This is a genomic window from Spirosoma humi (genome assembly GCF_054776575.1).
This window is the reverse complement of record NZ_BAAHBR010000002.1, coordinates 226,418-250,004: the sequence shown is the minus strand read 5'-3', so window position 1 is coordinate 250,004 and position 23,587 is coordinate 226,418. Positions and strand designations below refer to the sequence as shown.

Here is a 23,587-nt window from a genome sequence, read left to right as displayed (position 1 = left end):
GACCGCGTCGGCGCTCCGATCAGACAGTTTCGACCAATGGAAGTTATTTGCACAAACGACAATTTTCCCGCGCCCGTATTGGCCTTCTATGCTGAGTTTGGTATACAAACGCCCAAACGTGACCAGATGTATACAATCCGGCAGGTAAAACGCCATACAACCGGCGATACGGGCGTGCTGCTCAATGAGATCAAAAACCCCGACGTACCCGTAAAGCACCCGGTAATGGGCGAAGTCTGGTTTGAGCCGACCTTCAACGTCAACCGCTTTGCAACCTTGCTGGGGCAACCCGTTCTGAAAGAAGAACTGGAGGATGTAAATGCCTAAATGACACCCTGATAGACTTTATGCGTAGCCCGGCACGAAATCGCCGGGCTTCTGCGTTTTGATGTAACCCGGACGAAGCCGTCCGATTGCATGACCCGTAGTCTAGTTAGATACCAAGATTCAGCCGTTCAGGCTCCACAACACTTGTGATAAAGCACGCGCTCATTCTTTTGACAGGACTTTTGTTAGCCGCCTGCGGTAGCGACTCGTCCGATAATTACGTACCGAAGCCCAAGGGGTTTCCTCGGTTCGATTTACCGACACCAACGTACAAGCTACTCGATCCAACACATCCGTACCAGTTCGAATATAACTCCATTGCCCGTATTCTTCCTGACACCTTCGCCCGCTCGGAACCGGACTGGATTTTTGTCAATTACCCGATGTTCAAGGCGAGTGTTCAATTAACCTATAAGCCCGTCCTGAACGACGTGAACCGGCTGCGGGCCATGCTCGACGATTCATACAAATTAGCGGCCCGGCACAAGATCAAGGCCGCAGTATTTGAGGAGCGACGAGTCAAGTTAAAATCGGGATTGGAAGCCAGTGTGATTGACCTGGGTGGCGAAGTACCCAGCCAGGTCCAGTTTATAACGACGGATTCGACAACCCATTTTCTGCGGGGAGCCTTATACTTCAACACCGCTACGGAAAATGATTCGCTGCAACCCGCCATTCAGTATATTCGCAATGATATCATGCATATGCTGAATACGTTGAAGTGGCGTAAATAAGTCCGGCTTCCCCATTAAAACGATACACTCAAGTCTATGAAACTACTTATTGCCTTGGTTCTCTGTCTATCCTTTTCGGTTTCCATTGCCCAAACCAGAAAGCCAGCCGCCAAACCGACCGTTAAGCCAGCCGCAGCGACCAAATCACCCGGACAGCTTATTTACGAACAGAACTGTCTCACCTGTCATCAGGCCAATGGTTCCGGCGTTCCGAATCTAAACCCGCCCCTGCGCGGAACAGACTGGGTATTGGGCGATAAAACCCGTCTGATCAATGTATTGCTGAAAGGGTTACAAGGTCAGGAAATTGAAGGCGATATGTACGATAATGCCATGCCTGCCCATGACTTCCTGAACGACACGCAAATTGCTGATGTACTTACTTATATCCGAAGCAACTTTGGCAATAAAGCGGAAGCCATTACGGCCGACGAAGTGAAAACTGTACGCGGAAAGTGATTTATTGACACTACGTTTGAATCACGCCTACCGAGAACGGCTTTGTGATGGGTGCGTGATTGGCAGCCGCGATACCTTCGGACAGAATTTTCCGCGTATCGAGTGGGTCAATGACGGCATCGACCCAGAGCCGGGCCGCTGCGTAATACGGAGAAAGTTGCGCGTTGTACTGATCCATGATTTTTTTCAATTGAGCCTGCTCTTCTTCGGGCGTCATCGGACTACCCTTCGCTTTTTGAGCCGCCACCTGAATCTGGAGTAGCGTTTTAGCGGCCGATACGCCACTCATTACGGCCATTTGCGCCGTTGGCCAGGACAGCATTAAACGAGGGTCGTAGGCTTTGCCGCACATGGCGTAGTTGCCCGCTCCGTAGCTATTACCGATGACGACCGTAAACTTGGGCACCACGGAGTTGGCCATCGCGCTGACCATTTTGGCCCCATCTTTAATGATGCCGCCCTGCTCGGCCCGACTTCCAACCATAAAGCCCGATACATCCTGCAAAAAAACCAGGGGAATCCGTTTCTGATTGCAGTTCATAATGAACCGAGCGGCTTTATCGGCGGCATCGCCATAAATAACCCCACCCATCTGCATTTCCGTAGGTTGCCCAGCCCGGCCTTTGGCTTTGACCACCTTCCGTTGGTTGGCTACGATACCAACTGCCCAGCCATCAATTCGTGCATATCCACATAGCAGCGACTGTCCGTAACCGGGTTTATACACATCGAAATCAGAGTTATCCACAAGTCTATCCACAATTTCCTGCATATCGTATGGTTTTACGCGGTCGGCAGGCAGGATTTCATAGATTTCGTTGGGTTGTTTGGCGGGTACGGTCGGTTCAATACGGTCGAAGCCGGCCGTTTCCTGATGGCCGATTTTATCGAAAATTCGCTTGATGGCATCCAGACAACTCTTATCGTCAGGATACTTATTATCGACTACCCCCGATATATCGGTGTGCGTAGTGGCTCCGCCAAGCGTTTCGGCGTCGACATCCTCACCAATGGACGCTTTGACCAGGTAAGGACCGGCCAGAAATATGGAGCCGGTACCTTCCACAATCAGTGCTTCGTCGGACATAATAGGCAAATAGGCACCACCCGCTACGCAGCTTCCCATAATGGCCGCCACCTGCAAGATACCCATCGCCGACAGTTGTGCGTTATTTCGGAACGTACGGCCAAAGTGTTCCTTATCGGCAAACACCTCATCCTGCAAGGGCAGATAAACTCCCGCACTGTCGACCAGGTAAATGATGGGCAAGCGATTTTCCATGGCAATTTCCTGGGCACGGAGGTTCTTTTTGGCCGTAATGGGAAACCAAGCTCCAGCTTTCACGGTAGCATCGTTGGCCACGACCACGCACTGCCTCCCCGACACATACCCAATGCCCACAACCACGCCCCCCGACGGGCACCCGCCCTGTTCGGCATACATACCCTCACCCGCGAATAACCCTATTTCAACAAATGGCTTTTCCGGATCCGTTAGGTAATCGATGCGTTCACGAGCCGTCAGTTTGCCTTTTCGGTGTTGATCATCAATCTTTTTCTGGCCACCGCCGAGTTGAGTTTGTCGAGTACGCGTTATGAGTTCGTCGAGAAGGGCTTGCATGAATAAATAGGATTTGTGCCGTTAATAGTAGATAAACGACCCATGTTAATGAGTTGTTGGCATCAGAGAAAGAGTATTCCCTTACGAGGAATACAGGTCAGCTTTATTTTCTCCAACGTATGGTTTCTTACAGCGTTTTTGGGTAATGGCTTTTAATCTCTTGATGCACAAAGTAAAACACTTATTTTTACTCAACACAAGTACAATAAACGCTTATACGCACATAAAAGAGGATAACCTTGTGCATACGCTTGGCAAAATAGTTTATGAATGTAATATTTATACTTTTCTCAAAACCTACTTACCTCATTTCGTTTTTCTTTATATCATTAGCATTATTAATTACTTTTTTCCACCGGGCTGAATATTTTGATGAGGCCTGGTTTGCTGAACAATCTTTCTGGTTGCTACGAGATGGACAAGTGCGATCTGAGCTGTTTCGTGGCTATAATGGTTGGGAAAATGGACTATATGTGTTTCATAAGCTATTTATTTACGCTGGTGCACTGGTGATGTCTATTACCGGTGTTACAGTAGCATCCAGCAAAGTAGTAAGTATATTCTTTGGCATTTTGGGAGGCTATTTAGTCTGGTTATACCAAAAAAATGGCTCCCAGGAACAGCGATGGCTATCGGTACTCCTGTATTTTAGCTGCGGAACGTTGATCCGTTTTATATCCGTGAACCGTCCAGAAACGATGTGCATGGCGTTGGGATTTGCCTCTTACCTCGTCCTGGATCCACCAGGAAATACACGGCCAAAACCTGTTGTGGCCGGTATACTAGCTGGTTTAGCCGCATTAACTCATTTAAATGGACTGATTTATCTGATAGCTGGCGCCATGTGGCTTGTTATTAATGTTAGCTGGCGCTCAACTTTATTTTTCATTGTGGCTGGCGCCTTAACGCTCAGCCTTTATGGCATAGACGCTATACTAGATGGAAATATGCCGGTATTGATGAACCAGTTTTTTAATGATCCAGCGACTCAGGAAAACTTTAATTTATCTGACAAATTAGCGGTCCTAGCCGACTACCATCACCTATTTTTTCATAGCCAAAATGAAGGGGCATTGACGGCATTAGTATTGCTATGTGCTATTGCTTTTCGAAAAAAAATTCGCTTATCACAACCCATTTTACTTTATACAATTCTGCTGATCGTCTCATTCTGGTTCTTGACGAAGAGCGATACAGATATATACTTTTTATTGTTCGTTCCATGGTTGGCAGTATTAGCAGCTAGTTGGCTAATAGTATACCTTCCTGAACAACCTGTCTGGCAAAAGAAAGTCTCAAAGATTTTACTTTTCTTTTACGCATTGATAGCGCTGATACAAGTGCGTGAAGTTATATTGGAGAATCAAACATCACCTAACACAGAAGCGTATAACGCATTACTGGCCAGCAATATGCCCCATCATAAGACCAAAGTTATTGCGCCGATAAAATTTTTCTTTGGTCAAATGGATAACTATAAAATAAAGGGGCTAACCTATTATCTTTTATATGAACAAAGAAACAAAAAGATACCTTTATTAACGTTTTTCCAAGATGCGGATCGGGAGGGCGTAGAATATATTATTAGCGATTACGGGAAAGATTCCAGTTACGATATACCTCCCAATACACCCAACAAGATAGGCGTCTATAAACGAGTCTTTCAAGATGATTTACATACTATCTATGCACGTCAGTCTGAAGACAATTAGTTGGTAGACGAACAAAATTAATTCGTAGAATCGGCCTGGCTTGTTAAGCTGGTTGCATTGGCAGGCTGCGTCGCAGCAGGCTTCTCTTTACGACCAAAGAGCGAGAAATGTACGTACCGCTTGGGGTTTTCGCGCAGATCGGTCAGGAGTTTTTCGAGGCTGGCCGTCGTCTTGTTAACGTTCGTATAGAGCGCTTCGTCGGAAGTCAGTTTACCCAGCGAACCCCGGCCATTATTAACGTCGGCCAGAATATGCTGCAGGTTGTCGACCGTTTTATTCACACTGGCCAGCGTCTGCTTCAACTGAAGCCCCTGGAGCGAGTCGGCAAACGTATCGGCTTTAGCCAGTATCGGCTTCAATTGTTTTTCGGTTTCGATGAGCGATGCCGACAGCTTGTTGACATTAGCCAGGGTTGCCTGCAAACCCGCCCGGTTCTCGGCAACGGTTAATCCCAATGTTCCAACAGCCGCATTGGCACTGCGCAATGTCTGATTCAGGACAATGCCCGTCTGGTCAAACTGCGCGACAACGCGGTTCAACTGGTACGTCAGGGAGTCGACATTGTTAAGCACGGGCAGGGTTTTTTCCCGAATCAATGCCGATAAACCTGACTCCTTGGCCGCTACGAGCATACCGTCATCTTCAAGTTCGGGCTTACCGTAGTTAATACCCAGGCGTATGAGTTTGCCACCTAACAGACCATCGTCGGCCAGTACTGCCCGCGAACCCTGTGTAACGACAATATCCTTCTTGAGTTCCACGGTAACCAGTAGCTTGTTCTGCTGATTCTGCAGGATCTCGATACTTTTCACCTGACCGACAGTCAAACCATTGATTCTAACGGGGTTAGAGGCCACCAACCCATCAATATTATCGTAAATGACTTTGTATTTATGTGTGGAGGAGAAGAAATCTGAACCCTTCAAAAATCTAAATCCAAAATAGAGCATCATCAGCGAGACGATAGCCAATAACCCTACTTTTACTTCCTGAGAAACTTTCATGCGTTTGTGAAGGTGAATGACCTGGGCGGACAGATCAATTCGTTTGATTGATCGTATAACCAACTTTGCCGTTGGTTTGTCCCGCAAATGTTGGGAAATTGGATGAAAGGCAAAAAACCTGCCAACAAGCAGCACAGCCTGTTCGGCTATACTCTGCTGGCTTTCATCCCCCGATTTGCCTATCCGCCCGTTTCAACTTCCTGTTTATAGAGCGCAAACGCTTTATAAATGGCGGTCGAAATTTCGTCCTGTCCCTCAGCCGAGATCAGGTAGTCTTCCTCTTCAGGATTGGTTAAAAAGCCGGTTTCTATCAGCACGCTCGGCATCGTTGTTCGCCAAAGCACCAGAAAACCGGCCTGTTTGACGCCGTTACTTTTCCGTTCGGCGTTCCGCTTGAAGCTCCGTTCAACTTTTTCGGCAAAGTTGATGCTGCTTCCCATAAACGCATGCTGATAGTTGGCCAGCATGATATGGGCCAGGGGTGAATTTGGATTAAAGCCCTTATAGGTTTGCTGGTAGTTTTCTTCTTTCAGAATAACCGCGTTTTCCCGTTTGGCTACGTCCAAATTGCCGTTTGTTTTATGCAGACCCATCGTATACGTCTCCGTACCATAGACTCGGCTCGATGATGGACTGGCGTTGCAATGCAGCGAGATAAACAAATCTGCTCGGTTTCGATTCGCAATGGCTGAGCGTTCGGCTAATTCGACGAAATGATCCGATGAGCGCGTATAAATAACCCGCACATTTGGCATCTCTTCCTTAATTTTACGGCCTAATTGCAAAACCAACTTAAGCACGATTCGGGATTCACGTGTTTTTCGGCCTAGGCAACCTGGATCTTTGCCACCATGGCCAGCATCGAGCACAACGGTCCGTAGCTGATTTGGCGCGTCGTTAACCCCTGATTCTGCCTCCTGCGACCCGGCCCTTCGAACCGTGTCCTGTGTTAATTCGGGCGATAAAGCATCTGGACTGGTCAGTGCCAGTAATGGAAAAACCAACAGCGTTACTGTTGTCATTATTCCGGGAGAAAAGGCCGAAATGGAGCTGCCAGTTGATTTAATAATTTTTAACGACCAAAAACGTTTCAAAGCGGTAGCGGGATGACTGTTCGTGAATACCTTTGTAAGCCATAGACTTAACGGTCTTGAGGCAAATATAATTTTTTTAATAAACCTGAAAAAAGTATACTTTATTTTGCGGCCCTCGCGGATACGACCAACATGGATAAAGGCTTCGAGCCTTCTTATCTGGCTGATCTGGACGTTCAACGCGTTAGGACAGAGCGGAACAACACCCTTACAGCCTGCCAAAGGTGGTTTACCACCGGCTACAGTGCCAGCGCAACGGGTGCCCGACTCAAAATCCGGGCTAGCCAATGACAGCATTCCACCCAAACCAGCACAAAAAAAATCGGCTGGTCGTGTCGTTGTTGGTCCTTCATCCGGTTCAGTCACGCTCCCCGATTCGCAAACTGGCACCAGTCAGGAAAGTGATCTGGAACGCGAACTTAACCAAAGACAGGCAGTACCTAACCGACTTGGTACGGGTACCAAACGACAAATCACCCCGGTTCCTTCGCCTGTAAGCCGCCCGACAAGGTCCGATTCGACGCGGTCATTGCCAGCCGAACGGGTCGTTATTGCGCCCGATGCTACCAGCACTGGTCGTGTCCAGATCACCCCGTTAGTTAGGCTGAAGCCCAAACCCGTTCAGTTAACGCAACGCTTATCGGCCAACCTGCTAGCGGACTTATCGTTGGCGCAACAGCGGTTGCTGGCCATTACCAGTACTGCAGCCCGAAAGAGAACGGCAACGCTGGACTCGGTTTCTCAACCCGCCCGTACGCAACCCAAACCCGCAGCTAACGCTGATTCGCTTAAACTCGCAACAAGGAATGTTGTTCGAAAAGACTCCATTCCAACGAAAGCGAAGTCAACCGATGTAAAGTCAACAACGACGACTGCTCCTGGTTCACAAACCAGCCTGGCCCAACAAACAAACCGAGCTAAACTCGCACCCGTCAAACCTATCCAAACCAGACCGGGTCTGGTTACGCCCAATATTGTCCGACCGGAGAGCCGGATTAAACCTGGTCAGTCAACACTGGATCAACCACTCAGCAAAGCGGACTCAGCGCAGGTTGCGAGTCGAGACTCCTTACAGAAAGATTCCCTTCAAACAGCCGACTCGTTTAAGACAACGGTTAAATACCAGGCTAAAGACTCTACCTTTTATTCGGCAGATGGACGAACTGTCGAGCTGTTCGGCGAGGCTAGCGTTATCTATGGCGACATTTCTCTTAAGGCCGATTATATTAGATTGAACTACCTCACAAACGAGGTTTATGCCAAAGGCCGGTACGACTCAACGGCTAAAAAGCTGATTGGCCGACCCATCTTTCAGGATGGCGAAGGTAAATACGACGCGAAAGAGATTCGCTATAATTTCAAATCGCGCAAGGGCCGGATTCAGGGCGTTATTACCCAGCAGGGCGAGGGCAACATTAGGGGGCAAACGGTCAAGAAAGACGATGAGGATAACCTTTACATTGGCCGGGCCATTTACACAACCTGTAATCTGGCGACCCCTCACTTTCACATCAATGCCAGCAAACTGAAAGTCATTCATAATAAGCAGGTAGTGGCTGGTCCATTTAATCTGGTTATTAATCAGATTCCGTTGCCCATTGGCTTGCCGTTCGGATTCTTCCCTTTCCCAAAAAGAAAAGAGATTGGCGTGTCGGGCATCATTGTGCCCCAGTATGGGGAGGAACCCAACGGGCGTGGATTTTACCTGCGTGATGGTGGCTACTACTGGGCCGTAAACGAGAATCTGGGCTTACAATTTAAAGGGCAGATTTATTCGCGGGGTAGCTGGGGGCTGGGCGTTTCGTCGGCTTACAACAAACGGTATACCTACAGCGGCAGCGTGAACCTGCAATTCAACCGAAATCGCTCCGGCGACCGGGTCGACCGGACGCAAACCCCACGCAACGACTTTTCCGTCAACTGGTCCCACTCGCCGGTGCCACGGGGCCGGGGTAGTTTCTCGGCCAACGTGAACGTCAGCAGCAACAGCTATAACCAGTTTAATTCCTACAGTACGCAGTCCTACATTTCGAACGTAGCGGGTTCGTCTGTGCAATACAGCCGTACGTTTGGACAATATGTACGGGCGGGGGCCAACGTGCGGGTCAACCAGCAGTTTGGTCAGGTAAACCAGCAGACAGGCGTCCGTGAAAATGGTAAAACCGATGTGTCGTCAGATTTTAACTTTGGCGTCAACCAGATTGCTCCCTTTGCTCTCAAAGGAGGAACAGGCCGTTGGTACGAGAGTTTCCGGGTAGGTTTGGACGTCAGCGGCTCCATTGGCGTGAGCAACACCATTCGGCGTCAGGTGGATACAACAGGGCTAGGCTTTCCTATTATTACCAATATAACGCCGATTAACACCCTTCAACGCATTGCTGACAGCACCCGACGGGCAAATAATCTGCGCTTCGGTATTGTTGAAGCAGACCCCAATTTGATTCCGTTCAGCGTAGCCAATGCCAATCGAATCTGGGAGAACCGGGTGGTGCAGGCTCGGTACAGCATTCCCATTTCGCTGCCTAACATTAAGTTATTACGGTACATCAACGTTACCCCAGGCTTCTCGTTACAAGGCGATATCTACAGCAAAAAGCTTAGTTACACTTACCTGAGCGACCGAAATGCGGTACGGATCGACACGGCGCGTGGCTTTTTCCCGTCCTATAACTTTTCGGTCAATGCCAGCATGAACACCCGTTTCTACGGTACGTACTTTATTCGGGGGAAACGCATTGAAGCGATCCGGCACACAGTAGCACCCTCTATTTCCTTTAGTTACGTACCCGACTTTACGAACCCCTCTTTTGGGCAATTCCAGATACTACCAGCCGAAGGGGCCCTGGCCAACCTGCCGCTTTACCGCCGAACGCTGTCCGTATTCCGGGGTCTGGGCGGTAGTGCAGGAAGTGCGTCGAGCACACAATCGGCCTTCATCTCATTTGGTATTGTAAACCAGTTGGAAATGAAAGTGCGCACCCGTAGTGATTCGTCAGGGCAGGATTTCAAGAAGATTCCTATTTTCGATAACCTGAGCATCAACGGCAGTTACAACCTGCTGGCTCCGGATTATAAGCTATCGCCCATTGCCGTAAGCGCCAATACGCAGATATTCAAAAATATCAGCTTCAATTTCTCGTCTACTTTCGATCCGTATGCTTACCGGCCCTATGGTGGCACGGCGCAATACATGTTCCCAACGTCGACCACACCCACCCCACTGGCGTTCTCTCCGTCTATTCTGGCTCTGAACGCTGATGAACCCTACATCAATCAGGAATACATCCGGGTGCCGAATCTGTATGCTTTTCAGGCGGGCCAGGGATTGCTGCGTATGACAAACTTACAGGCTTATGTTAGCGCCCGGTTTGCGCCCAAGCAAGCCGACAAGAAGAAAACGAGCCCTAATGCATCCGATGCAACCCTGAATTCGATTAACAACAATCCGGAGTTGTACGTCGATTTTAATGTGCCCTGGTCCATGAACGTGAGCTACACCTTTGGCTTGACTAAACTGACGCCTAAACAGTCGCAGGTGATTCAGGCACTGACGCTGACGGGCGACCTGAGTCTGACGCCCAAGTGGAAGGTTACCGTTAATACGGGCTACGACTTTGTTTTCAAAAGCCCAACACTGACGACGATCGGTATCAACCGCGACCTGCACTGTTGGGAAATGGCCTTCAACTGGACGCCTTACTCGGGGAATAACTTCCGATCAGGCAACTACTCCTTCGATTTGCGGGCACGGTCGTCCATTCTTCAGGAACTTAAGCTGAGCCGTCGCCGGAGTTTCTACGATCGGGGCGGGTTCTAGCCTGCTGAAAGCCAGTCAAAAACGCTAACTTGCTTCGTCTAACCTCACCGGCAACAACCATGACTGACCGCGATAAACAACGCCTTGATGAGTTGGAGGCAAAAACGGCTTACCTGCGCCAGCGCCAGGATGAACAGGAGTACCGAATGAATCAGATCATGGCGCGGCTGGTTTATATTGAAGCCCGGCAACATCGACTCATGAAAGAATTGGGTATTGTACCCGAAAATCTGGATAACCTGCAGGCGGCTCAGGACGATGCGAAGGCGATCAGCCTAACGGTTCTTTCCGAACTGAGATTGAATTAAGCGCCCTAAGCCGGACTGTTCACTAGTCTATAAATCATTTCGGCGAAGTTGTTCGTTAACCTCCTATATGAAATCCGCTTCCCTGCGCACCCTTCTTGTTATTGCCGCGTTAATTGTCATCAATGTATTGTCGGCCTTCGTGTTTTTTCGGCTCGATCTGACCCAGGAAAAACGATATACCCTCTCCGAAGCAACTAAGACTCTGCTGGTTAATTTACCGGATGATATTCATGTCGACGTGTATCTGACCGGTGATCTCCCGCCGGGATTTAAGCGGCTCGAAAGCGCCGTTCGGGAAACACTGGATGAGTTTCAGGCAGAAGCCGGGAAGACCATTACCTATCGGTTTATTGACCCGGCGCTGATAACGAATCCTGACGAGAAAAATAAGCTCATCGACAAACTACAGCAGCGCGGTTTACTACCAACCAATTTATTTGCCAGTGAAGGCGGAAAACGGACGGAGAAACTGGTCTTTCCCGGCGCTATTGTTTCGTACAAAGGGCAGGAAACGGCCGTTCAACTGCTGAAAGGTAATAAAGCGGCCTCACCCGAAGAACAGTTAAATCAATCCTACGAAGGTGTCGAATTTCAACTGGCATCGGCGATTCGTAAACTGACTCAAACGGAGGGCAACCGTCGACGCGTCGGGTTGCTCTATGGCCATACGCAAGTACCTCCCTCCCGTTTCGCCGATTTACTGGCTTCCGTACAGCAGACCTACGACCTGTATTTCATCGATCTGACCAAGCCGGGGCCCATCGCCGGTCTGGATGCGATTCTGGTTCCCAAACCCGATAAACCGTTTTCAGAAGAGGATATTTTCAAACTCGATCAGTTTGTCGTAAATGGCGGTCGGGCTTTGTTCTTTGTGGATGGCCAGCGGGTAGATAGCGTCAATAATGAAGGCACGTATGCGCAACCCGTTAGCCTAAACCTCGACGATTTGTTTTTTCGGTGGGGCGTCCGGCTCAACCGCGATGTGGTGAAAGATTTGCGCTGTGCCCCCATCCCACTCAACGTAGGCAATATTAGCGACAAGCCGAATATCCAGTTATTGCCCTGGCGGTTCTATCCGCTGCTCAATGATTTTGGCACATCAGGAAACCCGATTGTGCGCAATCTTGATGCCATTCTGGGACGCTTCATCAGCACCCTCGATACGGTACAGGCAGTTGGTATCCGAAAAACGCCACTGCTGCTAACCTCGCCTTATACGAAAATATTGAAAGCACCAGCGCTGATTTCATACAACGAAGCCCGTCAGCAACCCGACCCGCAAACCTATAACGAAGGTCCTAAACTCATTGCCTGTCTGCTCGAAGGCCGCTTTAAATCACTGTTTGCCAACCGAATTTTACCGGGCGATCCCCGGTCGGCTGGTTTCCGGCCTGAGGGTGTGGCCTCCCGCGTGCTTGTCTGCTCCGACGGCGACCTGATTGTGAACGACGTGGATTACAAGCGTAATGCCCCTTATCCACTAGGCTTCGACCGGTTCACCCGTACGACATTCGCTAACAAAGATTTTGCGCTGAATGCACTCGACTATCTGGTCGACCCGGATGGCGTTATTGCGGCCCGTACCCGAACGATAACCCTTCGTCCTCTAGACAAGATCAAAGTAGATGCGAGCCGCACGCGCTGGCAACTACTGAACCTGTTAGGCCCCTTGGTTCTGGTAGGACTTGTGGGGTTGGTTTGGCAGGTGGCCCGGCGCAGGAGGTACGGGCAGTAGTGTTTTTATTCTACGGAAAACTTCACTAACCACTGCGCTATCGTTGCATTGGTAAGATCGAAGATAAGATTAGGAAATAATCCCAGCACCAGCGCCATACCCCCCAACGGAATCAGCATGAGCTTTTCGCGGGCGGTCAGATCGGCGAGCGTATGGTTTGAGCCCGTTTTTGACTCGAAAGGCCGCACCCATAGCGGCCCGAAAAACATCCGTTGAAGGGTCCACAAGAAATAGGCAGCTGCGAGCAAAATACCCGTCGTCGCAATAGCCGTGAGCCAGCCGGGTATCCACCCAGACTGAAAGCTACCCATCAGCGTAAACAACTCACCAACGAATCCGGAGAAACCCGGTAAACCCAGCGAGCCAAAGAACGCGATGGCCGTTAGGGTTGTGTAATTGGGCATGGACTGCATCAAACCGCGATACGAGTCAATTCGGCGGTCGTGGGTACGGTCGTATACGACACCTACAATCAGGAATAGCATGGCCGACAGAACACCGTGGCTCACCATCTGATACACGGCCCCATTGATCCCCTCGGCGGACAGAGAAGCTACACCCAGCAAGACAAACCCCATGTGCGACACCGATGAGTAGGCAATCATTTTTTTGAGATCGGCTTGCGCAAGGGCATTCAAACCGCCGTACACAATGGATAATACACCCAGTACGGCCAGAGCGAACGCATATTCTGCGGCCCCATCGGGAAAGAAATTCCAGGCAATCCGCAAGAAACCGTAGCCGCCAATTTTGAGCAGGACACCCGCCAGCACAACCGATACAGGCGTAGGCGCTTCAACGTGGGCATCGGGGAGCCAGGTATGCAGCGGCACGATCGGGAGCTTTATGGCAAAGCCAATAAAAACAGCCCAGAACGCCAGCATGCGCGCCGGAAGCCCCGCTATAATAGGTTCGGTAGCCGGATTCAGAAACGTATTCGGCAAATAATTACCGCCGTCGGCTAGATAGCGCATATCGAACGTATGAACAACCTGCGCCGGGTTTAACTGACCGTTCTGTAGGTACACCTGAATAGCGCGAATGACTTCAGCCGTTACGTCCGACGGATTGGTTACCAGGCCAGCCGCAACCGCTGTGCTTACGGGATCCATAACGGACAGGTACAAACCAATCATCACCAGCAAAATCAGCAGCGACCCCAGCAACGTGTACAGAAAGAACTTGATGGATGCATACTCCCGACGCGGGCCGCCCCACAAACCGATCAGAAAATACATCGGCAGGAGCATGAATTCAAAAAACAGGAAAAACAGAAAGAAATCAAGGGCCAAAAAGCACCCCATAATGGTCCCCGTCAGCAGCAGATAGAGCGAATAATAGGCCTTCTGCCGGTGATTCATCGGCCAGGACGATACCACACCGATGAGCATCACAACGGCCGATAAAATAACCAGTGGAAGGCTGATACCATCGACGCCAAGCAGATAATCGATGGAAACCACGCCCAGATTACCTAACGGCAGCGTAATCCAATTGGCCTGTTCGAGCAGTTGGTAGCCACCGATAGTTTTATCAAATCCGGCATAGGCCATACCAGCCAACGCCACTTCAGCCAGCGTTACGGCCAATGCAACGCGCTGGTATTGACTAGCCTGGCTATCGGGCAAAAGAGCCACGATCAAGGCGCCAACCAAAGGAATAAAAATGAGTAACGAAAGAATCATATATATGTCCTGAATCAGGCTTCTGCCTGACCCTATTTACCAAAGACCAGGCTTCTGCCCAGTCCAGACCTCAAAGCAACCACCACAGTACCACTAGCAAACCAACCACAGCCGCCGTTATGTACGACTGAACCCGCCCATTTTGAATAGAGCGCGTCAATTGACCTAACCAACCAGCCAGCCAGGCAACTCCATTCACCAGCCCATCAACGCCCAAGCGATCGAAACCCGTTGTTATATGCGCTATTACCACCGTAACAACCCCAGCGCCATTAACGGCCCCATCGACCACCCGATGATCCGTTTTAGTAAGCAGAGCCGCCAGCCGCAAGGAAGGTCTGATCACGACTCTATTAATAAAGGAATCCAGAAAACCGTACTCTACCGAAAGACGAACATAGCCTGTATTGACTCCCGGCTCCCGCATCCGGAAACCCAGCCACCCACCCAGCAGCACCAGGCTGATCGATAAGGGGGCAAGCCACCAGAAATGCGCTTCTTCCTGATGAGGGAATAAGCCGAGAAACCAACTTCCATGTCCAGAAAAAGGATTGATTGAAAACCAGCCCCAGACGGATAAGACAGCCAGTAATAAAACAGGAGCCCGCATGAGCCAATCGGGTTCGTGCGCCTGGCTTAGCGGTACGGCTTGGTTGCGGTAATCACCGAAGAAAACAAGCCGCCACTGCCGAGCCATATAAAGCGCCGTTAGACCAGATGAAAGCAACAATAAGATCGGCACAACTAAACCAAAGCTATTTTCCTTGTTGGCAGCCCAGGTAAAAGCCCCGCCTAAAATGGCCTCTTTCGACAAAAAGCCGGAAAAAAAAGGTAAACCCGATAAGGCAGCCGCGCAAACCGTATACGCGACGAACGTAAGGGGCAGTGCCTTACGTAGACCACCCATCTGCCGCATATCTTGGGTATGGACCGCGTGAATGATGGCGCCAGCGCTCAAAAACAAACCGGCTTTAAAGAAGGCATGGGTCAGCAAATGGAACATGGCCCCACTCACATTGTCCGTTCCCATACCCGCCACCATTAACCCTAACTGCGAAACGGTTGAAAAAGCCAGTACCTTCTTGATATCGGTTTGAAAAAGCGCCGAATAGCCGCCCCAAAGGGTTGTTATGGTGCCAATGATGGCCACAACAACCAGCGCATCAGCCGACAGGAGTGGGTGAATGCGCGCCAGTAGAAAAATGCCTGCCGCAACCATGGTGGCAGCATGAAGCAGTGCTGACACTGGTGTGGGACCTTCCATAGCATCGGGCAGCCAGCTCAGTAATGGAAATTGCGCCGACTTACCAACGCAGCCCATAAACAGACACAAACCAAGCGCCGTAGGTAACACTGCCTGTCCACCGAGGGTTGCCAGCGTGGCAAAGTCCAGCGTATCGAATTGATAATACGTCCAGAAAATACCAATGAGGAAGCCTATATCACCAACCCGGTTCATCAGGAACGCTTTTTGAGCTGCTTTCGATGCGGCAGGACGGTCAGCGTAGAAACCAATCAGCAGGTACGAGGCCAAACCAACCAGTTCCCAAAAGGCATACATGACCAGCAAGTTGCCAGCCAGGACGATCCCCAGCATGGCCCCTACGAATAATTGCAAATAGGAAAAGTAACGACGCAGTTTGGGCTCATCATGCAGATAAGAAAGGGAATAGAGCTGTACCAGTAAAGCAACAAAATGCACCAGCACCAGCATGAGCGCAGCAAGGGCATCGAGCCGTAAACTAAAGCTAAAGGATATACCCGAGAATGTCGCCCAGTCAGCTTGCACCAGTAGGGGTTGTTCGGGCAATTGGCTAGCCAATACTACAGATAAAGCCAGCCCCCCACTGGTTAATAGTACCGCCACAAAACCGGATGTTCGGCGAGTAGCAGCCGTCAGTACCAGAAAGCCCGCAAAGGGAAGCCCCAGTAAAACGGCCATCAGCGCAGGAAGCAGGTAGGGAGTATCGGCGGGCATTCGGGATCAGTCAGAATTGGGCGCAAATATCCCGAATATCCCGTGGGGATGCAAATAGCGGGTTAGTCCTTCTTCCGACCACGTCATTGGGTGTTATAAAATTACCGGCGAGGCCATAGCTATCAGTCAACATACCATTGATGATAGTCTCGAAAGATAGCATCAAGAATTGAGTTCGTTTAACTCATCCACTTGAGCCGTGTGGAAATGACGGTAAACCTGCAAGACGATGGCCAGCGCAACCGCCGATTCGGCAGCAGCGACAACCATCACAAATAGCGTCAACATCTGGCCCTGCAACCGGTCAGGGTCGTACTGGCTGAAGGCAACGAGGTTGATGTTGACCGCATTGAGCATCAATTCAATACCCATCAGAACCACAATGGCATGGCGCTTGAGGATTACGACTGCCAGACCAATACTAAACAGTGCCGCGCCAACCAGCAAGAACAAATGACTATCAACGGGTTGCATGTCGTGAGGATTTTGTTTGTGGAGCGGCAAGATAGGTAGCGCCAACGAGGGCTGCCAATAACAGAATCGCAGCAATTTCGAACGGCACGACATACTCTGTCATAAGTTGTCTGCCAATCGTGTGAATGGTGCTTTGCCAGCCAACAGGCCGACTAAGCAGGGTGAAATCAGCGCGTGCCAGCAGCGTGTACAAAGCGACGAACAAAGTGCCTGACACCAACAGCGCAATCAGCCAGCCCGACACGAGACCGGAACGGTTTTGCGAAGCAATCTGGTTTGGTTGCTGGCTGTTGGTATCCGTCGGAAGTTCAGGTTTGTGCGTGAGCATAATACCAAAAATCACCAGGACCAACACCCCACCAACGTAAATCATAATCTGGGCAATGGCCAGAAAATCAGCACTTGCCAATACGAACAAGCCAGCTACACCGAACAGGGTCAGGAGGAGAAAAAAAGCCGCATACAGTACGTTGCGGGTCAGCAGAACGGCCAGTGCGCTACCGAGCGTCAATGCTGAAAAGGCGTAAAAGGCAAATTGAACCACTGCTTTTCTGAGTAGGATTAATTAAGCTGATGTTTCGTCATCGGGCTTCGGTCTGGGCTTCATTGTCGGCCGGAAAGCGGGTTTAGGCTTAGTTGGCTCAGGCGCTGACTCCGATGTTGTGTCAATTCCTGAATCCTGAACCGGAGAGTTCGGTTCAGACATTGGGCCTTCTTCTGCGGGCTTCGGTGGTGCCGCCGTTGGTTTCATTGTTGGTCGAAAAGCGGCAGGCTTCGATTTCGGAGTTTCCACCGGTCCATCCGACGCGGGTTCTGATTCCACCGGTTTTGCGGGTTTCACCGTGGGCCGGAAAGCGGCTGGTTTCGGCTTGGGAGCCTCCTCCGGCCTTCCACTGGAATCTTGCGTTGGTTCCGGCTTTATTTCTGCGGCTTTGGGTGGCTTCATCGTCGGTCGAAAAGCGGGCCTGGGTTTCGCTGGCTCGGCCGGTACTGACGTTTCTGCTACGGGCTCACCGGTTTTAGCAACGGTCGGTTTCATGGTTGGTCGGAAACCAGTCGGTTTGGCAACGGGAGCAGGCGCGTCCAATTTTTCTACAGATTCAGGCGCTATTGGCGTTGCGTCCGCAGAAAGATCGACTACAGGGGCTGGTACTACGGGCTTTTTCGTGGGTCTAAACACCGGGTGCTTCGCTGCTTCAAGACCACCTTGCGCAATCTGCTGCATTTCATCCGGCGTTGCGTCTGTCAACGGATGTTCGATGGAAGAGCCTTCCGAATTAGCCGGTTCGGCGGGAGGTGCTGGTGCGCTCGGTTTGGCCGTGGGCCGGAACACAGGCCGTTTGGGCGCAACGGCAGCAGCTTCCTCAACCGGAGCTTTGGCGGCTAGCTGAGCAGCTTTTGCTGCGTCTTTCTCACGAATGTACTGTTCATACAGCGCCCGCTTTTCGTCGGCTTGCTCGGCGGTCAATTCGGCAAAGCTGTATGTCAGCTTACCTAATTCGAATTCACTATAATCAAATTTTTTATCCATGGTCAGGCACTCGGTGGGGCAAACCACCGTGCACAGGCCGCAATAGCAGCACTTGGCCATATCGATGTCAAACTTGGCTGCGTACAGCCGAATAGGTGATCCGTCGGAGGCCTTTCCTACTTCTTCCGTGGCTTTAATGGCGTCGATGGTGATACAGTCGACCGGACACACTTTGGCACATTTATCACATACGATGCAATCTTCGATCTCATTGCGAAGCTTGTAACGGCCATTATCGGGTATAGGAAGCTGTTCGTGTGGATACTGGAGAGTGACTAGGCCATTCTGTAAATCGAAATAATTATCGCTGGCAATTCCTTCGGGCGTACGGCGCTTTGTAGCCTGCCGAAGATGCCTCAGCGTAAGGCCCAGCCCTTTTATGGTTGTTTGGATGCCCGATTGTATGTCTTTAAAGTATGACATTTTTAAATGAGCGAATGATTGACTGCCTGCCGGAATGACCGAGTAAGTACCCTTTGGCTATTCTATCATTCAGGCATTCAATCACTCAAAATTAAAGTTTTGGGAACCGCTCCGGGTCGGCCTCACTCATAATAGAATAGACGATTTCAATGACATCGTCGGCATTTGGCTTCGAGAAATAATCGCCGTCTGAACCATAGGGAGGCCTGTGTGCCTTCGCCGATAGTGTAGCCGGAGCCGAATCCAGATAACGATAGGCGTTCTGTCCTTCGACCACTTGCTGCATCATGTAAGCCGATGCACCACCTGGCACATCTTCGTCTGCGAATAGCACTCGATTTGTCTTCTTGACCGACTCAACAATAACCTGGTGTACGTCGAACGGCAGCAACGTTTGTACATCGATTACCTCAATATGAATACCCAGTTCGGCCAACTGGCCTGCGGCTTCCAGAATGATTCGGCACATGGAGCCATAGGTCACCACCGTCAGATCGGAGCCGGAGCGCAAAATTTCCGGTACGCCCAGGGGTACGCAGAACGCATCAAGATTAGCCGGAAGTGTTTCTTTTAATCGGTAACCATTCAGCGATTCGATCAGCAAAGCCGGGTCATCACCCTTAAGCAATGTATTGTAAAATCCGGCCGCCTGGGTCATATTTCGCGGTACCAGTATATGAAGGCCCCGCAAACTGCTCAGCATTGTGCCCATTGGGGAGCCCGAATGCCAGATACCTTCCAGCCGATGACCGCGCGTTCGAATAATCAGCGGGGCTTTCTGACCACCTTTCGTCCGGTAATGCAAAGTAGCCAGATCATCGGTCAGCGTTGCCAGCGTATAATACACATAATCGAAATACTGAATCTCGACAATGGGGCGAAGGCCGCGCATAGCCATGCCAATGCCCTGGCCGATAATGGTGGTTTCGCGAATCCCCGTGTCGGTGATACGTATCTCACCAAATTTCTCCTGTAATCCTGCGAAGCCCTGATTTACATCACCAATCTGCCCTACATCCTCTCCTAAAGCGACCACCCGTTCATCACGGGCAAATACACTCTCGAAATAACGCTGAAGGAGCAGGTACCCGTCGAGCACAGGGCTTTCGTCGGTAAACTGGGCGGGTACGGCCTCGACCAGCATCGGCGATTCCGGAGACTGGCTGTACAAGTGAGAGCTAAAGCGATCGGCATTTTCAGCATCCGTACGTTCGAGCCAGGCTTTCAGACGCTGGCGCCCCGTACTCGTATCGTTGCGCAATACACGCAGGGCCTTCCGTACCGCCGAAACGGCATCCCGACGAACGGGCGAAAACGTCTTGCGAAGTTCCTCCCGAATCGCCATCAATTCCGTTGATTTGGTATTATGGCGAGCCGTTTGCTGCAACAAATCAAGTGCCTCGTCAAAGTCGCCCTTCAGCGACGCCTGAAAAGCATTCCACGCACTGATACGGGCACTTTTAGCCACTTGGCGGGCTTCCGCTTCTATAGCTTCCAGCTCATCATTGTTGGCGTATCCGTTCTCTAAAATCCACTGGCGGAATACCCGGTTGCAATCGTGCTCGGCTTCCCAAGCCAGGCGTTGTCGGGACTTATAACGCTCATGCGAGCCGGATGTGGAATGTCCTTGGGGCTGGGTAAGTTCCTGTACATGCACCAGTACCGGTACATGCTGTGTACGGCAAATATGAGCGGCCTGCTGGTAGGTTTCCACCAGCGCGGCATAATCCCAGCCTTTTACGGTGAAGATTTCCATGCCTTTCTCATCGCCATCACGTTGAAAGCCAGCCAACGCCTTCGAGATGCTGCCTTTTATGGTTTGATATTCGACCGGAACCGATATGCCGTAGCCATCATCCCAAACCGACATCAACAAAGGAACCTGCAACACACCAGCCGCATTCATTGTCTCCCAAAACATGCCCTGCGACGTTGAGGCATCGCCAATGGTGGCAAAGACAATCTCGTTGCCATTATGCGAAAAGTTCGTCAAGTCGCTCAGGGCAGGATTATTGCGAAAAAGCTTGGAAGCATAAGCCAACCCCAGAGCCCTTGGAATCTGGCCTGCTGTAGGAGCAATGTCACAAACAGAATTATATAGTTCAGTCTGGTTGCGCCACAGTCCCTGTTCGTCGAGCCAGCGAGTAGCAAAGTGCCCATTCATGGATCGACCGGCGGTATTGGGTTCGGCCTCCAGGTCAGTATGGGCGTAAAGCTGAGCGAAGAACTCTGTCCAGCGAAGTTCGCCCAAAGCTGCCACGAATGTCTGATCGCGGTAATAGCCCGAACGGAAATCGCCCCGGTTAAACGCACTGGCTGCCGCTAATTGCGCCAACTCTTTGCCATCGCCGAATATGCCGAACTTAGCCTTTCCTCCCATCACGTCACGCCGACCTAATAAGCTCACCTGTCGGCTTTCATAAGCCAATCGGTAAGCTGACAAGATTTTTTCACGACTTAAAATATCAGTCGAGCGGAGTTGTTCGTTTGCTATCACAACAGAGCTACGGGTTGAAAACGTCTAACAATCAATTTATCGATGAAGTGGCCGGTACCGAGTTGTCGATTCCCTAGCGCAAGTAAAAGTAAGGCAAAACAAGTCAGCTTTCAAAAAAACGATTTTTTGAGTTTATTTGTTGACCGAATGAAAACTAATAACGTTTTGGCAGACTGTTTGCTACACGTACTAGTACACAAGACTTAGTATTTTAAACCAAACCATAATTCCATTTAGTCCAATGAAAAAGACTTTTTCACTTTTCGTAGCTTTGTTCATGCTTGTTGCTGTTAGCTACGCCCAAAAAGGAGTTTTAAAATTTACGAAAGAAACCCACGATTTTGGTAAAGTTGAGCAGGGCAAGCCGGTAACTCACGTTTTCGAATTCAAGAATACGGGGACCGATCCAATCGTTATCAACGACGCGCAGGCATCCTGCGGTTGCACAAAGCCAAGTTTCTCGCGTGAGCCAATCATGCCAGGCAAAACCGGTTCTATTTCAGCCACGTACAATGCTGCCGCTGCTGGCCCATTCAACAAATCGGTAACGGTAACGAGCAATGCCGAAGCTGGTCAGGCTGTTCTGTACCTGAAGGGTGAAGTTGTTTCTGCCGCTGCTGCCGAAACTGCCGCTGCACCAGCTACAGCCGCACCTGCTGCTAAAGACAAGAAAAAAAGTACGAAAACTTCACGCTAATTCACTGAAGGGTTAATAGTGTGGTTAAGAAAGGCATCTGGTCGTTTACCGGATGCCTTTTTTTATGTCCCAAACAGTACCGATTGGGTTGTTAAGGCTTATCTCCCCTTCCATGCCTACGTTCGGGATAAGGCCATCTATATCGTTTTGTATTCTGTAGCGGTAGAAACGTTCCGCGCATGTTGACGGATAAATAACGGGATTCCACCGTAGAGAAGCTCTTATAGAGGACAGGCTTGACCTGCACAAAAGAGGCCCTATTCGCCTGCATAGGTTTGATAGAGCCTCTTTTTTAGTTATCATTGCTTTCCTCCCCATATCCCAGTCTATGCAAAATACAACCTCTACTCAAGAACCTGCCCTTGCCCAACCAGTTCCCATTCGTCGTCTTTTATCCCTCGATGCCTTGCGAGGATTCGATATGTTCTGGATTATGGGGGGCGAAGAAGTCTTCCATGTTCTTGCCAAAACAACCGGCTGGGCATGGGCTGTTTTTCTGGCAGATCAATTTACCCACGTCACCTGGAACGGGTTTCGCCCTTACGACTGTATTTTCCCGTTGTTTCTGTTTCTGGCGGGCGTCTCAACTCCTTATTCACTGGGCAGTCGATTAGCCAAAGGTGATGATCGAACGATGCTGGCCCGGAAAGTCATCAGCCGGGGGCTGATTCTGGTCATTTTGGGTATTATCTATAACAACGGTCTGTTTATGAAACCCCTTGCCGAAATGCGTTTTGGCAGCGTTCTGGCCCGTATTGGGCTGGCAGGGATGTTTGCCCAACTTATATTTCTGTATGTCCGTAACGAACGAGCCCGATATGGCATTTTTGTGGGCATTCTTTTACTTTACTGGGCTTTGCTGATGCTCGTGCCCGTACCGGGTTTTGGCGCCGGTAATCTAACGATGGAAGGAAGTTTGGTTGGGTATGTAGATCGTCTGTTTATGCCAGGACGACTTTATAAGGGCGTACATGATCCGGAAGGGCTCTTGTCAACCTTGCCCGCCGTTTGTACCGGGCTACTGGGCGTTTTTGCCGGAACTACCCTACGTCGGCATGGCCTTTCTGACAACCGGAAAGTTCAACAACTCGTTTTGGCCGGTGTGAGCTGCGTCGCTCTGGGATGGATATGGAATATCGTATTCCCTGTCAATAAAAACCTTTGGACAAGTTCGTTTGTGCTGGTCGCTGGCGGCTGGAGCCTGCTTATTTTAAGCCTATTTTACTGGATTATCGACGTAAAAAACAGGCATGGATGGGCTTTTTTCTTTGTCGTAATTGGTATGAACTCGATTCTTATTTATTTGGCAAAGCGAGTTATTGACTTCGAATACACTACTGATTTTCTCTTTGCCGGATTGCTAAGTTTCTTTAGCGCGCCCGTTCAGGCAGTGGGTAGTGTAGTCGCTTTTCTGGCGGTTAAATGGGCTTTTCTCTATTTCCTGTACAAGAAAAAAACGTTTCTGCGGGTCTAGCTTGATTCCTGTCATTC

Annotated in this window: 18 protein-coding genes; 9 read left to right on the top strand and 9 right to left on the bottom strand. The window is 50.2% G+C overall.

The window, feature by feature from the left end; translation table 11 throughout:
- Positions 1 to 36 precede the first annotated feature (36 nt).
- The 3 genes from ACYU8Y_RS02845 (at position 37) to ACYU8Y_RS02835 (ending at position 1,520) form a co-directional block, all read left to right on the top strand.
- Complete coding sequence (locus ACYU8Y_RS02845) at positions 37 to 327, top strand: hypothetical protein (RefSeq protein WP_460933995.1); 291 nt, start codon at positions 37 to 39, stop codon at positions 325 to 327.
- A gap of 146 nt (positions 328 to 473) precedes the next feature.
- A complete protein-coding gene (gene gldD / locus ACYU8Y_RS02840; protein ID WP_460933993.1) occupies positions 474 to 1,061 on the top strand; it encodes a gliding motility lipoprotein GldD in 588 nt (195 codons plus the stop codon).
- A 36-nt stretch (positions 1,062 to 1,097) separates the two neighbouring features.
- On the top strand, positions 1,098 to 1,520 hold the full coding sequence (locus ACYU8Y_RS02835) for a c-type cytochrome (RefSeq protein ID WP_460933991.1): 423 nt from the start codon (positions 1,098 to 1,100) through the stop codon (positions 1,518 to 1,520).
- 10 nt (positions 1,521 to 1,530) lie between these two features.
- On the opposite strand, the gene ACYU8Y_RS02830 is transcribed toward ACYU8Y_RS02835, so the two are convergent.
- Positions 1,531 to 3,141, bottom strand: a complete 1,611-nt coding sequence (locus ACYU8Y_RS02830; protein WP_460933989.1) for an acyl-CoA carboxylase subunit beta — start codon at positions 3,139 to 3,141, stop codon at positions 1,531 to 1,533.
- A 266-nt stretch (positions 3,142 to 3,407) separates the two neighbouring features.
- On the opposite strand from ACYU8Y_RS02830, the gene ACYU8Y_RS02825 reads away from it, so the two are divergent.
- Positions 3,408 to 4,853: an ArnT family glycosyltransferase gene (locus tag ACYU8Y_RS02825; protein WP_460933987.1), complete on the top strand. Its 1,446-nt coding sequence runs from the start codon at positions 3,408 to 3,410 to the stop codon at positions 4,851 to 4,853.
- Positions 4,854 to 4,870: 17 nt separating this feature from the next.
- On the opposite strand, the gene ACYU8Y_RS02820 is transcribed toward ACYU8Y_RS02825, so the two are convergent.
- Positions 4,871 to 5,857 carry an MlaD family protein gene (locus tag ACYU8Y_RS02820; RefSeq protein WP_460933985.1) on the bottom strand — a complete coding sequence of 329 codons (987 nt, stop codon included), beginning with the start codon at positions 5,855 to 5,857 and terminating at the stop codon, positions 4,871 to 4,873.
- 179 nt (positions 5,858 to 6,036) lie between these two features.
- Positions 6,037 to 6,879 carry an N-acetylmuramoyl-L-alanine amidase family protein gene (locus ACYU8Y_RS02815; RefSeq protein WP_460933983.1) on the bottom strand — a complete coding sequence of 281 codons (843 nt, stop codon included), beginning with the start codon at positions 6,877 to 6,879 and terminating at the stop codon, positions 6,037 to 6,039.
- Between the two features lie 178 nt (positions 6,880 to 7,057).
- Here ACYU8Y_RS02815 and ACYU8Y_RS02810 point away from each other — a divergent pair, with 178 nt between their 5' ends.
- The 3 genes from ACYU8Y_RS02810 to gldG all read left to right on the top strand — a co-directional run bounded on the left by ACYU8Y_RS02810 (position 7,058) and on the right by gldG (position 12,811).
- Complete coding sequence (locus tag ACYU8Y_RS02810) at positions 7,058 to 10,768, top strand: putative LPS assembly protein LptD (RefSeq protein ID WP_460933981.1); 3,711 nt, start codon at positions 7,058 to 7,060, stop codon at positions 10,766 to 10,768.
- Between the two features lie 59 nt (positions 10,769 to 10,827).
- The gene (locus tag ACYU8Y_RS02805; protein ID WP_460933979.1) at positions 10,828 to 11,076 is read left to right on the top strand and encodes a hypothetical protein; all 249 of its coding nucleotides are present in this window, start codon (positions 10,828 to 10,830) and stop codon (positions 11,074 to 11,076) included.
- Positions 11,077 to 11,143: 67 nt separating this feature from the next.
- Positions 11,144 to 12,811 (top strand): gliding motility-associated ABC transporter substrate-binding protein GldG, encoded by a 1,668-nt coding sequence (gldG, locus tag ACYU8Y_RS02800; protein ID WP_460933977.1) that lies wholly within the window; start codon positions 11,144 to 11,146, stop codon positions 12,809 to 12,811.
- Positions 12,812 to 12,816: 5 nt separating this feature from the next.
- Here gldG and ACYU8Y_RS02795 read toward each other — a convergent pair whose 3' ends face one another.
- The 6 genes from ACYU8Y_RS02795 to ACYU8Y_RS02770 all read right to left on the bottom strand — a co-directional run bounded on the left by ACYU8Y_RS02795 (position 12,817) and on the right by ACYU8Y_RS02770 (position 21,399).
- Positions 12,817 to 14,496 carry a complex I subunit 4 family protein gene (locus ACYU8Y_RS02795; RefSeq protein WP_460933975.1) on the bottom strand — a complete coding sequence of 560 codons (1,680 nt, stop codon included), beginning with the start codon at positions 14,494 to 14,496 and terminating at the stop codon, positions 12,817 to 12,819.
- A gap of 70 nt (positions 14,497 to 14,566) precedes the next feature.
- Positions 14,567 to 16,474: an NADH-quinone oxidoreductase subunit 5 family protein gene (locus ACYU8Y_RS02790; protein WP_460933973.1), complete on the bottom strand. Its 1,908-nt coding sequence runs from the start codon at positions 16,472 to 16,474 to the stop codon at positions 14,567 to 14,569.
- Between the two features lie 162 nt (positions 16,475 to 16,636).
- A complete protein-coding gene (nuoK, locus tag ACYU8Y_RS02785; RefSeq protein WP_046375215.1) occupies positions 16,637 to 16,948 on the bottom strand; it encodes an NADH-quinone oxidoreductase subunit NuoK in 312 nt (103 codons plus the stop codon).
- The gene (locus tag ACYU8Y_RS02780; protein WP_460933971.1) at positions 16,935 to 17,492 is read right to left on the bottom strand and encodes an NADH-quinone oxidoreductase subunit J family protein; all 558 of its coding nucleotides are present in this window, start codon (positions 17,490 to 17,492) and stop codon (positions 16,935 to 16,937) included. The genes nuoK and ACYU8Y_RS02780 overlap by 14 nt, the downstream gene beginning before the upstream one ends.
- 21 nt (positions 17,493 to 17,513) lie before the next feature.
- Positions 17,514 to 18,902, bottom strand: coding sequence for a 4Fe-4S dicluster domain-containing protein (locus ACYU8Y_RS02775; protein ID WP_460933969.1), 1,389 nt, complete (start codon positions 18,900 to 18,902; stop codon positions 17,514 to 17,516).
- 91 nt (positions 18,903 to 18,993) lie between these two features.
- Positions 18,994 to 21,399, bottom strand: coding sequence for an alpha-ketoacid dehydrogenase subunit alpha/beta (locus tag ACYU8Y_RS02770; RefSeq protein ID WP_460933967.1), 2,406 nt, complete (start codon positions 21,397 to 21,399; stop codon positions 18,994 to 18,996).
- Positions 21,400 to 21,640: 241 nt separating this feature from the next.
- Here ACYU8Y_RS02770 and ACYU8Y_RS02765 point away from each other — a divergent pair, with 241 nt between their 5' ends.
- Positions 21,641 to 22,096 (top strand): DUF1573 domain-containing protein, encoded by a 456-nt coding sequence (locus ACYU8Y_RS02765; RefSeq protein ID WP_460933965.1) that lies wholly within the window; start codon positions 21,641 to 21,643, stop codon positions 22,094 to 22,096.
- A gap of 328 nt (positions 22,097 to 22,424) precedes the next feature.
- On the top strand, positions 22,425 to 23,570 hold the full coding sequence (locus ACYU8Y_RS02760) for an acyltransferase family protein (RefSeq protein ID WP_460933963.1): 1,146 nt from the start codon (positions 22,425 to 22,427) through the stop codon (positions 23,568 to 23,570).
- Positions 23,571 to 23,587: the final 17 nt, after the last annotated feature.